General features: G+C 71.0%; 15 protein-coding genes. 10 read left to right on the forward strand and 5 right to left on the reverse strand.

Translation table 11 applies throughout. From position 1 onward, the window contains the following. Positions 1–29: 29 nt before the first annotated feature. Positions 30–968, forward strand: a complete 939-nt coding sequence (locus MRBLWO14_RS11460; RefSeq protein WP_341933288.1) for an aldose 1-epimerase family protein — start codon at positions 30–32, stop codon at positions 966–968. 20 nt (positions 969–988) lie between these two features. Here MRBLWO14_RS11460 and MRBLWO14_RS11465 read toward each other — a convergent pair whose 3' ends face one another. After that, complete coding sequence (locus MRBLWO14_RS11465; RefSeq protein ID WP_341933289.1) at positions 989–1,573, reverse strand: antibiotic biosynthesis monooxygenase; 585 nt, start codon at positions 1,571–1,573, stop codon at positions 989–991. 205 nt (positions 1,574–1,778) lie between these two features. Here MRBLWO14_RS11465 and MRBLWO14_RS11470 point away from each other — a divergent pair, with 205 nt between their 5' ends. Both MRBLWO14_RS11470 and MRBLWO14_RS11475 read left to right on the forward strand, forming a co-directional pair. After that, a complete protein-coding gene (locus tag MRBLWO14_RS11470) occupies positions 1,779–1,937 on the forward strand; it encodes a hypothetical protein (protein ID WP_341933290.1) in 159 nt (52 codons plus the stop codon). A gap of 50 nt (positions 1,938–1,987) precedes the next feature. Then, positions 1,988–3,175 (forward strand): thiolase family protein, encoded by a 1,188-nt coding sequence (locus MRBLWO14_RS11475; protein ID WP_341933291.1) that lies wholly within the window; start codon positions 1,988–1,990, stop codon positions 3,173–3,175. Positions 3,176–3,287: 112 nt separating this feature from the next. On the opposite strand, the gene MRBLWO14_RS11480 is transcribed toward MRBLWO14_RS11475, so the two are convergent. Next, on the reverse strand, positions 3,288–4,262 hold the full coding sequence (locus tag MRBLWO14_RS11480; protein ID WP_341933292.1) for a hypothetical protein: 975 nt from the start codon (positions 4,260–4,262) through the stop codon (positions 3,288–3,290). Positions 4,263–4,692: 430 nt separating this feature from the next. On the opposite strand from MRBLWO14_RS11480, the gene MRBLWO14_RS11485 reads away from it, so the two are divergent. From MRBLWO14_RS11485 to MRBLWO14_RS11500, 4 genes are all read left to right on the forward strand, one after another. Continuing rightward, positions 4,693–6,192, forward strand: coding sequence for a CoA-acylating methylmalonate-semialdehyde dehydrogenase (locus tag MRBLWO14_RS11485; RefSeq protein WP_341933293.1), 1,500 nt, complete (start codon positions 4,693–4,695; stop codon positions 6,190–6,192). A gap of 26 nt (positions 6,193–6,218) precedes the next feature. Next, a complete protein-coding gene (locus MRBLWO14_RS11490) occupies positions 6,219–7,424 on the forward strand; it encodes an acyl-CoA dehydrogenase family protein (protein WP_341933294.1) in 1,206 nt (401 codons plus the stop codon). Continuing rightward, positions 7,421–8,311 carry a 3-hydroxyisobutyrate dehydrogenase gene (gene mmsB / locus MRBLWO14_RS11495; RefSeq protein WP_341933295.1) on the forward strand — a complete coding sequence of 297 codons (891 nt, stop codon included), beginning with the start codon at positions 7,421–7,423 and terminating at the stop codon, positions 8,309–8,311. Before MRBLWO14_RS11490 ends, mmsB begins: the two co-directional genes overlap by 4 nt. Positions 8,312–8,405: 94 nt before the next feature. After that, a complete protein-coding gene (locus tag MRBLWO14_RS11500; protein WP_341933296.1) occupies positions 8,406–9,182 on the forward strand; it encodes an enoyl-CoA hydratase in 777 nt (258 codons plus the stop codon). 70 nt (positions 9,183–9,252) lie between these two features. On the opposite strand, the gene MRBLWO14_RS11505 is transcribed toward MRBLWO14_RS11500, so the two are convergent. From MRBLWO14_RS11505 to MRBLWO14_RS11515, 3 genes are read right to left on the reverse strand one after another with little or no spacing between them, the layout of a single operon-like run. Then, positions 9,253–9,696: a YdeI/OmpD-associated family protein gene (locus MRBLWO14_RS11505; RefSeq protein WP_341933297.1), complete on the reverse strand. Its 444-nt coding sequence runs from the start codon at positions 9,694–9,696 to the stop codon at positions 9,253–9,255. Further along, positions 9,693–10,163, reverse strand: coding sequence for an SRPBCC family protein (locus tag MRBLWO14_RS11510; RefSeq protein ID WP_341933298.1), 471 nt, complete (start codon positions 10,161–10,163; stop codon positions 9,693–9,695). Before MRBLWO14_RS11510 ends, MRBLWO14_RS11505 begins: the two co-directional genes overlap by 4 nt. 1 nt (position 10,164) lies before the next feature. Continuing rightward, the gene (locus MRBLWO14_RS11515; protein ID WP_341933299.1) at positions 10,165–10,701 is read right to left on the reverse strand and encodes a MarR family transcriptional regulator; all 537 of its coding nucleotides are present in this window, start codon (positions 10,699–10,701) and stop codon (positions 10,165–10,167) included. 110 nt (positions 10,702–10,811) lie between these two features. Between MRBLWO14_RS11515 and MRBLWO14_RS11520 the strand changes: the two genes are divergently transcribed. The 3 genes from MRBLWO14_RS11520 to MRBLWO14_RS11530 all read left to right on the forward strand — a co-directional run bounded on the left by MRBLWO14_RS11520 (position 10,812) and on the right by MRBLWO14_RS11530 (position 14,258). Continuing rightward, positions 10,812–11,588 carry an electron transfer flavoprotein subunit beta/FixA family protein gene (locus MRBLWO14_RS11520; protein ID WP_341933300.1) on the forward strand — a complete coding sequence of 259 codons (777 nt, stop codon included), beginning with the start codon at positions 10,812–10,814 and terminating at the stop codon, positions 11,586–11,588. Between the two features lies 1 nt (position 11,589). Next, positions 11,590–12,561 carry an electron transfer flavoprotein subunit alpha/FixB family protein gene (locus tag MRBLWO14_RS11525; RefSeq protein ID WP_341933301.1) on the forward strand — a complete coding sequence of 324 codons (972 nt, stop codon included), beginning with the start codon at positions 11,590–11,592 and terminating at the stop codon, positions 12,559–12,561. Between the two features lie 287 nt (positions 12,562–12,848). Further along, complete coding sequence (locus MRBLWO14_RS11530) at positions 12,849–14,258, forward strand: cytochrome b/b6 domain-containing protein (protein ID WP_341933302.1); 1,410 nt, start codon at positions 12,849–12,851, stop codon at positions 14,256–14,258. Positions 14,259–14,403 lie beyond the last annotated feature (145 nt).

Below are 14,403 nucleotides of genomic sequence, written 5' to 3' on the forward strand. Positions count from 1 at the left end.
CACGGGCCGTTCGGCATACACTCGTCGGCGTGAGTGATTCCCCGGCATCCGACACCCGACTCCGTTCCGGACGGCAGCTCGTGATCGCCGGGCACGGTTATGAGGCCGCGATCGCGAGCGTCGGGGCGACGCTCCGTTCCCTGACCTTCGAGGGGCGCGACCTCATCGTGCCGTTCGCCGCCGACGAGGTGCGACCGGCCTACCGCGGGGCGACGCTCGCGCCGTGGCCGAACCGCGTCGTCGACGGGCGCTACACGTTCGGCGGCGTCGAGCACCGGCTGGCCCTGTCCGAGCCGGAGCGGTCGCACGCCCTGCACGGTCTCGTCGCGTGGACCGAGTTCGCCGACCTCGTCGTCACCGACGACCGGGTCGTGCTGGTCGGGGTCGTCGAGCCGCAGACCGGCTACCCGTTCCGGGTCGAGGTGGAGGTCGAGTACCGCATCGACGCCGCCGGTCTCACCCAGACCGTCACCGGACGCAACCTCGGGACGGATGCCGCGCCCTGGGGCGCAGGCCCGCATCCGTACCTCGTGGCCGACCCCGCCGAGCGGGTGGACGACTGGACGCTCACGCTGCCGGCATCCGAGGTGCTCACGGTCACCGCCGACCGGCTGAGCCCGATCGCCGTCGAGCCGGTGACCGCTCATGCGCAGTGGGACTTCCGCGTTCCGCGGCTGCTCGGCGACGTGTTCATCGATCACGCGTTCACGGGGCTGTCGCGCAACGACGGCATCGCCGAAGTGCGGGTGCAGTCGGCATCCGGCGCGGGCGTGGCCATCGCGTTCGACGGGGTGTGCCCGTGGGTGCAGGTGCACACCGCCGACACCCCGGTCGAGGCCACGAACCGGATCGGTCTCGCTGTGGAGCCCATGACGTGTCCGCCGAACGCGTTCGCCTCGGGCACCGACCTGGTCGTGCTGCCGGCGGGCGGTGCGCACGCGGCATCCTGGCGCATCCGCGCCCTCTGACCTCGTCCCGGGAGCGCGGGTCAGCGCGCGAGCCAGCGACGCAGCGAGCGCGTGACCCAGGGCAGCACCCAGTAGGTCATGATCGGTGTGAGCACGAGGGTCGTCGCGAGGACGCGCAGCCAGATCGGCAGCTCGTTCCACCCCGGGATCGGGCTCATGACGTACGTGAAGAGGAGGTTCACCGGGAAGAAGCCCAGCCAGATCGACACCGCCTGCTTCCACCGCGGCGGCGCCGTCGGCACCGAGCCGGTGGGGGCGCCGTCGGCGGTCTGCACCGTGACCGATCCCGTCGCCGGATCGTCGAACCAGCCCTCGATGCCGCTGCGGCGGCGGGAGCGCTCGCTCAGCACGAGGCCTTCGCCGGTGGCGAGCCAGGCCGCACGTTCGGCGGAGTTCTCCCAGGCGACCAGCGTCTCCTCGTCGGCGAAGCGGTACAGCATGTGCCACACGTGGGAGTCGGCGCCGGCGCGCACCCACCCGGATCCGAGGAAGCCCGGGTACGTGTTCGCCTTGTTCACGCCGCGCTGCACCCATTCGGTCGTCTCGGCGATGCGCGCCGGGTCGACCTCGCGGCGGATGGAGACGGTGATGGAGTCGCTGGACATGGCGGGGCCTCGCAGAGTGCGGCCCGGATCGCGGGCACATCGGAAAGGGGAGCGCCGAGGGTGCGGGCGCTCGTCGATTCTATTTCGGATGCCGGCGGCCCGACGTCGCGTTCGCACGGCGCGAACCGGCTCTCCCGTGGCCGGGGCGCATGTCGCGCAGCCCGAACCTGAACGCGCGTACATGTTCGCCCCGTACGGTCGGGACATGAGCAGTCACAGCTCGTCCGACAAGGACGCAGACAGACGCCCGCCCCGATCCCGCACGGATGAGCCCGTGCGGCCCGATGACCGCGAGAGGGGCGCCCGCGCCCGCTCGCTCAAGCCGCTCCGCATCGTCTCGCGGCCCCCGTTCCCCGCGACCTGACAGCCGACCGGCGTGCGCCGCACCGCCCCGGCGGGGTGAGAATGGGACGCATGAGCACGCGCAGTGAAGCCGTCCTGATCGATGTCGTCCGCACCCCGGTCGGACGCGGCAAGCCCGGCGGGATGCTGTCGGGCGTGCATCCCGTCGACCTCGCCGCCGGAGCGCTCGCGGCGATCCTCGACCGCAGCGGGCTCGAGTCGCGGCAGATCGACGACGTGCTCCTCGGCTGCGTGAGCCAGGTCGGCGAGCAGTCCTCCAACATCGCCAGGCAGGCCGTTCTCGCGGCGGGGTTCGACGAGACGGTCCCCGCGGCGACCATCGACCGGCAGTGCGGGTCGAGTCAGCAGGCCGTGCACTCCGCCGCGCAGGGCATCATCGCCGGGGCGTACGAGGCGGTGATCGTCGGCGGCGTGGAGTCGATGAGCCGCGTGCCGCTCGGCTCGTCGGCGTCGGTCGCGGGGAGCCCGATGTCGCCGCGCCTGCGCGCCCGCTACCCCGACGGACTCGTCAATCAAGGTGTCTCGGCCGAGCTCATCGCTCAGCGCTGGGGCCTGGGGCGGGAGGAGCTGGATGCGTACGCCGCGGAGTCGCACCGGCGCGCAGCTGCCGCGTGGGACGAGGGGTTCTTCGACCGTACGGTGATCACGGTCGATGAAGCGCCGGATGCCACGACGGATGAGACCGTGCGGGCCGGCACCACGGCATCCGCTCTGGCCGGGCTGTCTCCGGCGTTCCGCACCGATGCGCTGGCCGCGCGCTTCCCGGACCTCGACTGGCGCATCACGCCCGGCAACTCCTCGCCCCTCACCGACGGAGCCTCCGCCGCCCTGCTGATGAGCGCGGAGCGCGCTGAGCAGCTGGGCCTCACTCCGCGGGCGCGATTCCACGCGTTCACCGTGGTCGGCGACGACCCGCTCCTGATGCTGACGGGCCCGATCCCCGCGACGCGGCGCATCCTCGACCGTACGGGGATCTCGATCGACGAGCTCGACGCGTACGAGGTCAACGAGGCGTTCGCCTCGGTGCCGCTCGCCTGGGCGGCCGACGTCGGAGCGGATGCCGCCAAGCTCAACCCCCGCGGCGGGGCGATCGCGCTCGGCCACGCACTGGGATCGTCGGGCACGCGGCTGCTCGGCACGCTCGTCGATCACCTCGATGCGGTCGGCGGTCGCTACGGGCTGCAGACGATGTGCGAGGGCGGCGGGATGGCCAACGCCCTGATCGTCGAGCGCCTGTAGCCTCGGCCTTCCGCTTTCGTATCGCTTGCCTCGGCCTTTCGCTTTCGAATCGCTTGCCTTGCAGTTTTCGACCACGGATAACTGCAATTCACGCGATTCGAATGGGCGAGGCTCAGTGCCGCAGTGCGGCGGCGACCCGGCGCACGAGAGCCTCCGGGGTACGCAGAAGGGGAGCGGTGACCTCGATCACCGTCCATCCCGCGGCTCGCAGCGCGGCGAGACGCTCGACATCGGCCGCCCATCTCTCGCCATGCAGCATGCCGAGGTATTCGATCGCCACTCGCTGCGCGGGATACGCCATATCCACGCAGGCGATGAATCGTCCGCCCACGCAGACGTCGAAGTTCAGGTGAGGCTCGGGAAGTCCGGCGTCGATGAGGATGCAGCGGACGAGGCTCTCGCGCGGCGACCACGCGTCGGTGCGAATGAGGTCGAGGGCGGCCCGAAGACGCGCGGCGCCGCGACGGCGACCCGCCTCCAGCGCGCTCCGCAACTGCGAGACGTTCGAGAGCGGAGGCCGACCCACGTCTCTGCGTCCGTGACCCGCCCGCCAGACCCTGCAGAAGTAATCGCCGAGCGCGACGAGGTCCGGCACGGACAGTGTGCCGAGCGATGCCCAGGTCGCCGACGGTGACGTCACCCTGAGCCCCCGATGCTCCTGCACGGCGGTCATGCTCGACAGCGTCCGGTGGCCGTGGATGCCCGCCGCGCGCGGGAACGGCAGGTGTCCTGAGGCGCTGACATGGAGGGGGAGCTCGCCGTACTCCGCGATGCTGCCGGTGTCCGAGAACTCGAGCGGCAGCGGAGCGCCCCAGATCGATGCGGCGGTGGTGTGGCTGAAGAAGTGGCCGTGATGCAGGCGGACCGCATAGATGCGTGCCCGTTCCACACGGCAGAGGCGCTGCCGCTCGTACGGGTCGTCGATGTCGCGGAAGGAGTTCGCCGCACCGCGCGCGATCCGTACGCCGTGGAAGGGCGCGACCAGTGCGCGACGTCGCAGCTCGTTGCGGCTGGCGCCTTCGAGCCGTGCGATGCGCACGGAGAAGGCGGCGTCATGGGGGCCGAGAGGTTCGTCGTCAGTGCTCATGACGGCACGCTCGCACGGCGTTCGTGCGGTGGCGGGGTTATCCACAGGCAAGGTCGGTTCGAGTCGCGCAAAGAGCGAATCGAAGGGCAGGAAAACTGCAACTCGCGCGATTCGAACGCCCACCCCCGACCAACCCGGCCCGGATGAAGAAGACCCCCGCCGACCCGATTCGGCGGGGGTCTTCGCGGTGGGTGACACCGCGACGGGAGCAGAAGCTCACCGTGAGCGCGGATGACCTGACTACCCGATCCGGTCTGCGTCCTGTGTCCGCGCATGTGCAGTTGTAGTCGGCGGAAGTGTCCGGCCGGTGAACGGGCGGGGAACCCCGTGCGGCAACCCGCGCTCGAAGATGCATGGACACCCTAGTAATTCCTCGGATGCCGAAGTACACTCGCATTGTGCCAATGACGGCCCGGAGGGACATCGCACAATGACTCGCACCATCCCGCATTGCGTAGGCGGATCGCACCTCACTCCCGACAGCGGCCGCTTCGCCGACGTGTTCGACCCGAGCTCGGGGTCGGTCCAGGCCCGCGTCCCGCTCGCCTCGGCCGACGAGGTGCGCTCGGTCATCGCGAACGCCGAGGCGGCGCAGCTCGACTGGGCCTCGACCAACCCGCAGAAGCGTGCTCGGGTGCTGCTGCGGTTCCTCGACCTCGTGCAGCGCGAGATGCAGTCGCTCGCCGAGCTGCTGGCCAGCGAGCACGGCAAGACAGTCGACGACGCGAAGGGCGACATCCAGCGCGGCCTCGAGGTCATCGAGTTCTCCGCGGGAGCCCCGCACCTGCTCAAGGGCGAGTACTCGACCGGAGCCGGCGCCGGCATCGACGTCTACTCGATGCGGCAGCCGCTCGGCGTCGTCGCCGCCATCACTCCGTTCAACTTCCCGGCGATGATCCCGCTCTGGAAGGCCGGCCCCGCACTCGCCGCCGGCAACGCGGTCGTGCTCAAGCCCAGCGAGCGCGACCCCTCGGTGCCGGTGCGCCTCGCCGAGCTGTTCCTCGAGGCTGGACTGCCCGCCGGCGTCCTCAACGTGGTGCACGGCGACAAGGAAGCCGTCGACACGCTGCTCACCGACGACCGCATCCGTGCGGTGGGCTTCGTTGGCTCGACGCCCATCGCGGAGTACATCTACGCCACGGCCGCCGCGCACGGCAAGCGCGCGCAGTGCTTCGGCGGCGCGAAGAACCACATGATCGTGATGCCGGATGCGGACCTCGATCAGGCCGTCGACGCGCTCATCGGCGCCGGGTACGGCTCGGCGGGCGAGCGCTGCATGGCGATCTCGGTCGCGGTGCCGGTCGGGGAGGAGACGGCGGAGGCCCTTGCCGCGAAGCTCCGGGAACGCGTCGCCCGCCTGCGGGTCGGCCCGGCGCTCGCGACCGACGTCGACTACGGACCGCTCGTCACCCGCGCCGCGGTCGAGAGGGTGGAGGGCTACATCCAGCAGGGTGTCGACGAGGGGGCGACGCTGCTCGCCGATGGGCGCGGCTTCACGGTGCCCGGTCACGAGGAGGGGTTCTACCTCGGCCCGACCCTCTTCGACCACGTCACGACCGACATGGCGATCTACCGCGAGGAGATCTTCGGCCCCGTGCTCGTGATCGCCCGCGCCGCCGACTACGAGGAGGCGCTGCGCATGGCATCCGAGCACGAATACGGCAACGGTGTCGCGATCTTCACCCGAGACGGGGATGCCGCGCGCGACTTCGCGGCCCGCGTCGAGGTCGGCATGGTCGGCGTCAACGTGCCCATCCCCGTCCCCATCGCGTACTACACGTTCGGCGGCTGGAAGCGGAGCGGGTTCGGTGACCTCAACCAGCACGGGGCCGACGCGTTCCGGTTCTACACGAAGACGAAGACCGTCACGAGCCGGTGGCCTTCCGGCATCCGCGAGGGCGCCAGCTTCGTCATCCCCACCATGCACTGATCTCCACGCCCCACGAGGACACCACCATGACCGACACCATCACCGTCACCACCGCCGAGGAGCGCGAGGCGATCATCGGCGCCGTCCGCGAGTTCGCCGACACCGAGCTCGCGCCGTTCGCCGCCGAACGCGACGAGAAGCACCTCTTCCCCCGGGAGTCGCTGCAGAAGGCGGGCGAGCTCGGCCTCGGCGGCATCTACGTGCGCGAGGAGTTCGGCGGCACGGCGCTCAGTCGCACCGACACCGTCGCGATCTTCGAGGAGCTCGCGAAGGGCGACCCCGCGGTCGCGGCCTACATCTCCATCCACAACATGGTCGCGTGGATGATCGACACCTACGGCGACGAGACCCAGCGCGCAGCCTGGCTGCCGCAGCTCACCGCCATGCAGGAGTTCGGCGGCTACTGCCTCACCGAACCGGGGGCCGGGTCGGATGCCGCGAACATCGCCACCAGCGCTGTGCGCGACGGCGACGACTACGTGCTGACGGGCGTCAAGCAGTTCATCTCGGGAGCGGGAGAGGCGGCGGTGTACGTCGTCATGGCGCGCACCGGCGAACCGGGAGCCCGCGGCATCAGCGCGTTCCTCGTACCGGGCGACGCCGCCGGGCTGAGCTTCGGAGCCCCGGAGAAGAAGATGGGCTGGCACGCCCAGCCCACGAGGCCCGTGATCCTCGACGGGGTGCGGGTGCCGGCATCCGCTCTTCTCGGTGAGGAGGGACGCGGTTTCGCGATCGCGATGTCGGCGCTCAACGGCGGACGCCTGAACATCGCCGCCTGCTCGCTCGGCGGCGCGCAGTGGGCGCTCGATCGGGCCGTGCAGTACGTGCACGAGCGGGTCGCGTTCGGTGAACCGCTGGCCGAGAAGCAGTCGATCCTGTTCCAGGTCGCCGACATGCGCACCGACCTGCAGGCCGCCCGCCTCATGGTGAGCGACGGCGCGAGGGCCGTCGACGAGCACGCACCCGACGCGACCATGCGCTGCGCGATGGCCAAGCGCTTCGCGACGGATGCCGGATTCGACGTCGCCAACCGCGCGCTGCAGCTGCACGGCGGATACGGCTACCTGCAGGACTACGGCATCGAGCGGGTCGTGCGGGATCTGCGCGTGCACCAGATCCTCGAGGGCACGAACGAGATCATGCGGCTCATCGTCGGACGCGAGATGCTGCGGGCCTCGGGGTCGGCGACCCTGCAGCGCGGCGGCCTGAACGCGACGCGGAGCGCCTCATGAGCACGCGCATCGCGTTCCTCGGGCTCGGGCACATGGGCCTGCCGATGGCCCGCAACCTCGTCGCAGCCGGGCACCGGGTGCACGGCTTCGACGTCGTGCCGGCGGCGATCGCGGCCGCGGAAGCCGCCGGCATCCCCGTCGCCGCCAGCGGAGCGGATGCCGTCGCCGACGCCGACGTCGTCATCACGATGTTCCCGGCGGGGAGGCATGTGCTCGACGCGTACCGCGCCGAACTGCTCGCGGGCGCCCGGCCGGGCACCCTGTTCATCGAATCGTCGACCATCGCTGTCGACGAGGCGCGGGCCGCGCACGCGCTTGCGCTCGCCGCCGGCCACCGCCACATCGACGCCCCCGTCTCGGGCGGTGTCGTGGGTGCCGAGAACGGGACGCTCGCCTTCATGGTGGGCGGCTCGGACGAGGACTACGCCGCCGCGCTGCCGCTGCTCGAAGTCATGGGCAAGCGCATCGTGCACTGCGGCGGCCCGGGGCTCGGCCAGGCGGCGAAGGTCTGCAACAACATGGTGCTCGCGGTGTCGCAGATCGCGGTGGCGGAGGCGTTCGTGCTCGGAGAGCGACTCGGACTCGAGCACCAGGCGCTGTTCGACGTCGTGTCGCAGGCGTCGGGGCAGTGCTGGTCGATCACCACCAACTGCCCGGTGCCCGGTCCGGTGCCGACGAGCCCCGCGAACCGCGACTATCAGCCCGGCTTCGCGGGAGCGCTCATGGCGAAGGACCTCGGGCTCGCGCTGCAGGCGATCGAGCAGACCTCGACGGATGCCCGCATGGGTCGCCTGGCACAGGAGCTGTACGCCGCGTTCGCCGCAGGCGACGGGGCGGGCCGGGACTTCTCCGGCATCATCACCGACATCCGAGCAGGGACCGTGTGACGATCGTCGTGCAGGGGATTTCGAATCGCGCACAATGCAACGATTCGACAGCTCTCGTTGCAAAGCACGCTATTCGAAGACGGAGAGGGCCTTCATGACCGAGTACGAGACGATCCTGGTCGAGCAGCGCGGACGGGTCGGGTGGATCACCCTGAACAGGCCGCAGGCGTTGAACGCCCTGAACTCCCAGCTCGCCGAGGACATCACCGCCGCGGCTCAGGCCTTCGACCTCGACGACGGCGTGGGCGCGATCATCGTCACCGGCTCCGAGAAGGCGTTCGCCGCCGGAGCCGACATCAAGGAGATGGAGGGCATGTCGGGCGACGAGATGCTCGAGACCGACCACTTCGGCATCTGGCACGAGTTCGCCGCAGTGAAGACGCCCGTGATCGCGGCGGTATCGGGCTTCGCGCTCGGCGGCGGATGCGAGCTCGCCATGATGTGCGACATCATCCTCGCGGCCGACACCGCGAAGTTCGGTCAGCCGGAGATCAACCTCGGCGTCATCCCCGGCATGGGCGGCACCCAGCGCCTCATCCGCGCGGTGGGCTACTACAAGGCCGCCGAACTCGTCCTCTCCGGTCGGTTCATGGGCGCCGAGGAGGCGGAGCGGTCCGGACTCGTGTCACGCGTGGTCCCGGCATCCGACCTGCTCGACGAGGCCGCCGCGCTCGCCGAGACCATCGCCTCGAAGTCGCTCCCGTCGGTGTACGCGGCGAAGGCCGCGCTGGATGCCGCGATGGAGACGTCGCTCGCCGACGGCCTCGCGCACGAGAAGAGGGCGTTCGCCGCCCTGTTCGACACCGCCGACCAGAAGGAGGGCATGGCTGCCTTCCGGGAGAAGCGTGCACCCGACTTCCAGAACCGCTGATCCCCTGCGTCCCACTGACCCGACGCGATCCGCCGACCCGACGCGGATCCCGACGGGAGGCGTCCGGCGATCAGCCGCGGAGCGCGGCGACGATCTTCTCGATGCGCCGATCGCGCGTCGCGTCCTGCTTCGCCTCGGCGACGGAGCGGGCGTGCTCCTTGCGTGCCGAGGGCGACAGGGCGTCGAAGGCGGCGCGCAGCGCGGGGTCGGCGTCGAGCGCGGCGGCGAGCGGCGGCGGCACCTCGACGGTGCGTTCCGCGGCATCCACGCGGATCACCGCGTCGACCTCCTGGCCGATCTCGACTCCGAGGTCGCTGCGGACCGCCTTGCTGAACCCGATCATGTTCTCTCCGCCCATGCGGGCGAGTCGCAGTCGCGCGGTGCGTCCGTCGATCGTGACGGCGACGGGGAACGCCTTGCCCGCGCCGAGCGACGACACCTGCTCGTCGGTGAGGAGGATGGCGGCGGCGGAGCCGCGTCCGGTGAGGGTGGTGTGCACACGCAGTTCGCTCATGGCGACAGGGTACGCCCGCGGCCCTCGATCTCGGAGGAGATGGTGTCGTTGCGTTCCGAGATGAGCCGCCGCAGGTACGCCGTCATGAAGAGCCGGTCGACGAGGCGTCCGATCGGACCGAACGGCGAGCGGAACGTGATCGTGTCGCGCATGAGCGTCCCGCGCTCATGCGGGTGGAACTCGTGCTCGTGCAGGAACGCCCCGAAGGGACCCGCGATCTGGCGGTCGCGGAACCCGCGGGGCTCGTCGATGTCGAACACCATCGACCGCAGCCGGAACGGGATGCCGAAGTGCCGCGCCCGCCACGTGACCGTCGACCCCTCCGTGAAGACACCGCCGGGCGGAGCCTCGACCATGGTCTCGCCGTGCCGCGCCATCGACCGCACGTGCAGCTGGGGATCCAGCGATGCGGTGAAGACCTCGGCCGGGGGAGCGGCGATGACCCGCTCGCGCACGAAGCGCGCCATGTCAGAGCGCCTCGGGCTGCGGGCGCGGATCGGCGAAGTCGCCGGCGGCCTTGCGCATGCGCGCGACGATCGCGACCAGCTCGGTGGCGTCGTCGCGGCTGATGCCGGGGTCGGAGAAGACCTCGCTGTTGAGCGCGGCCGTGGCCTTCTCGACGAGCGCGCGGCCCGGGTCGGTGAGGGCGAGCAGCGCGGCGCGTCCGTCGTGGGGGTGCGGCTCGCGAACGATGAGCCCGTCGCGCACGAGGCGCTCGGCGGTGCTCGTCACGGTCGTCGCGTGCACCTGCAGACGGGCGACGACACTCGACAGCGGCAGGCGTCCGGCCCGGCTGAACGCCAGCAGGCGCAGCATCTCGTACCGGGCGAAGGTCAGGGCGAACGGCTTCAGGGTCGCGTCGACCCGCGCGAGCAGCAGCTGCTGGGCCCGCATGACCGAGGTCACGACGGTCATGCCGTCTGCGGCATCCGTCCATCCGTGCGCGAGCCACTGCCGCTTCGCTTCGGCGAGCGGATCGACGGGCAGAGGGCGGGATCGGACCACGTCTCTACGGTAGGGCATGCGGCGATCCGGAGATCGCTGGTTCTCGGTCGCTTTCCGGATGGGACTCAGTTTCACCACGCTAGAATCGAGGCAGTCGTGAGGAGCAATCCATGAAGATCTTCGTCCTGGTCAAAGAGGTGCCGGACACCTACGGCGACCGCAAGCTGGACCTCGAGACCGGCCTGGCCGATCGCGGCGCCGGAGACGTCGTGCTCGACGAGATCACCGAGCGTGCTCTCGAGGTCGCGCTGAGCCACGCCGACAAGAACGAGGGCACCGAGGTCGTGGCCGTCGCGATGGCCCCCGAGGGGTCGACCGCGTCGGTGCGCCGAGCACTCGCGATCGGCGCCGGATCGGCCGTGCACATCGCCGACGAGCGCCTCGCCGGCGCCGACCTCGGGCTCACGGCCGAAGTCCTCGCGGCGGCGATCCGCCGCGGCGAGCCCGACCTGGTCATCACCGGCAACCTGTCGACCGACGGCTCGGGCGGCGTCATGGCAGCGATGCTCGCCGAGCACCTGGGCTGGGCACAGGCGACCGCGCTCACCGCGGTCGAGATCACCGCCGACGGCATCAGCGGCACGAGAGGCGCGGATGCCGGAGCGCAGCCGATCTCGGCATCCCTCCCCGCCGTCATCTCGATCACCGAAGCGCTGCCCGACGCGCGCTTCCCGAACTTCAAGGGCATCATGGCGGCGAAGAAGAAGCCGCTCGACGTGCTCACCCTCGACGACCTCGGCGTCTCCGCCGACCCCGCAGAGGCCCCCCGCACGATCATGACCGCCGTGTCGGAGAAGCCGCCGCGCGCCGCAGGCGTCAAGATCGTCGACGAGGGCGACGCGGCCCAGAAACTCGTCGACTACCTCGCAGAGAACAGGCTGGTGTGACATGAGCTACCCCGAGAACCCCGTGCTCGTGCTCGTCGACGTCGACCCGTCCGGCGCGCCGGCCAGCAGCACCGCGGCCCTCCTCGGCGCCGCGTCGAGCATCGGCTCGCCCGTCGCCCTCATCGTCGGCGGCGCGGAGGATGCCGCAGCCCAGGCCGCTGCAGCCGGCGCCGCCGTCGTGCTGACGGCCGCGGGCGACGCGACCGCGCTCACCGTGCCCGTCGTCGACGCCCTGCAAGCCGCGTACGAGAAGGTGCGCCCCGACGCCGTGCTCATCTCGAACTCGATCGCCGGGCGCGACGTCGCCGGACGCTTCGCCGTGCGCACCCGCAACGCCCTGTGCGTCGACGCCGTCGGCGTCTCGCGCGACGACGAGGGCGTCGTGGCGCACCACTCCGTCTACGGCGGTGCCTACCTCGTCGACGCGGCGCCCACCTACGGCACCCCCGTCATCACCGTGCGGCAGGGAGCGGTCGACACCCGCGCCGGCGCCGTGGACGCGCCCACCGTCGAGGAGCTCGCCGTCACGGCATCCGGAGCGGCGACCGCGACCGTCGGCGCCGTCGAAGCCGTCGAGACGACCTCGTCGCGCCCCGAACTGCGCGGAGCGGCCCGCGTCGTCTCCGGCGGACGCGGCCTCGCCTCCAAGGAGAAGTTCGTCCTCGTCGAAGAGCTCGCCGACGCGCTCGGCGCGGCCGTCGGAGCATCCCGCGCCGCGGTCGACGCGGGGTACATCCCGCAGTCGCACCAGGTCGGGCAGACCGGAGTCTCCGTGTCGCCGCAGCTGTATGTCGCGCTCGGCATCTCCGGCGCCATCCAGCACCGCGCCGGAATGCAGACCGCGAAGACGATCGTCGCGATCAACAAAGACGCCGAGGCGCCCATCTTCGACGTCGCCGACTTCGGCATCGTCGGCGACCTGTTCACCGTCGTCCCCCAGGTGATCGCCGCCCTCGAGGCCCGGAAGAAGTAGACATGGCAGAGCGGATGCTGCGCCGCGGCCTCCCGCGCACACGCGGCGGGGAGCCCTGGCCGCCCGCGGGGGCGGTCGAGGTCGCCGCGGTCGAGGCGCCGGTCGTTGAACCTCCGGTCGTTGAGCGAGCGGAGCGAGACGAAACGCGCCAGGGTTCCGCGGTCGCCGAAGCGCCGGTCGTTGAGCGAGCGGAGCGAGACGAAACGCGCCATACTGCCGGCGCGACGCTCCGCCGCGGACTCCCGCGCACGCCCGGCGGTGAGCCCTGGCCCCCGGCAGACGTGACCGTGGCGGCGTCGCACGGAGGGGACCGCGTCTCGTCTCGGTCGACATCGTCGTCGCTCGACGAGCCGCGGGGTGTGGAGGCGGAGGCGTCGTCCTCGCTCGACGACCCGCGGGGTGTGGAGGCGGAGGCGTCGTCCGCGCTCGACGAGCCGCGGGGTGTGGAGGCGGAGGCGTCGTCCTCGCTCGACGAGCCGCGGGGTGGGGGAGTGGCATCTGTGCGGCGCGGCCTTCCGCGCACCCGCGGAGGCGAGCCGTGGCCGCCCGCCGGCACCGTCCCCTCCCTCGTCACGTCGGGGTCCGACACCCCAGATGTCGGACCGATTTCGCCTGGAACGCCGACACCTCACCTGTCGGCCCCCGAAGCTGCGGGCACGGCGGCGGACGTCTCCTCGAACACGGTCTCGACGGTCTCGACGGTCGCGACGGTCGCCGACGTCTCCACCCCGCTGCCGTGGAGGAAGACGGTGTGGGACGGTCGGGCCCCGCGCCATGTCGCTGACGCACCGGCATCCTCCCGTCGTCTCCCGACGTGGCCGCAGGCGATCGCCGGGCTGTTCGGCGCCGCAGCCCTCGGCATCCTCGCCGGCGCAGCCGTGGCGTTCGTGCGCGCGCTGCTGAGCGTCCCGTTCATGCAGGACTTCCTTGCCGCATTCCCCGGCGAGTACGAACCCGCCGTGCACGTCGAGCCGGGCTTCGCGCCGTGGATCGGCTGGCAGCACTTCTTCAACGTGTTCCTCATGGTGCTGATCATCCGATCGGGGCTGCGCATCCGCAGCGAGAAGCGTCCGACCGCGTTCTGGACGCCGCGCAACAACCCCAAGGGCAAGGTCAGTCTGACGATCTGGTTCCACCAGGCGCTCGACATCCTGTGGCTCGTGAACGGCGTGATCTTCGTCGTGCTGCTGTTCGTGACCGGCCACTGGGCGCGGATCGTGCCCACCAGTTGGGAGGTCTTCCCGAACGCGCTGTCGGCCGCGCTGCAGTACGTGTCGTTCGACTGGCCGCACGAGAACGGCTGGAACAACTACAACAGCCTGCAGCAGATCGCGTACTTCGCGACGGTGTTCCTCGCTGCGCCGCTCGCCGCGGTGACCGGCTTCCGCATGTCGGGGATGTGGCCGAAGAGGGCAGAGCGCCTCTCGAAGGCGTACCCGATCGAGTGGGCGCGGGCCGTGCACTTCCCCGTGATGCTGTACTTCGTGGCGTTCATCGTCGTCCACGTCGCGCTGGTGTTCCTCACCGGATTCCTGCGCAACCTCAACCACATGTACGCCGCGCAGGATGCCGTCACCTGGACCGGGTTCTGGGTCTTCGTGGCGTCCATGGTCGTGATCGGCATCGGCTGGGTGGCGGCGCGTCCGCTCGTGATCGCGCCGATCGCGAAGCTGTTCGGCAACGTCTCGGGGCGCTGACCGCGGCATCCTCGAGTCCTGCGCGCGGGCGCGCGCCGAGACCCACCGCGCGCGCCGGCCCTCGCGCGCCGAGACCCACCCCGCGCGCCGAGACCCACCGGCCCCGACGTATGGGGTGGTGGGTCTCGACGGGAGTGGTGGGTCT

This window comes from Microbacterium sp. LWO14-1.2, assembly GCF_038397715.1.
Lineage (GTDB): Bacteria > Actinomycetota > Actinomycetes > Actinomycetales > Microbacteriaceae > Microbacterium.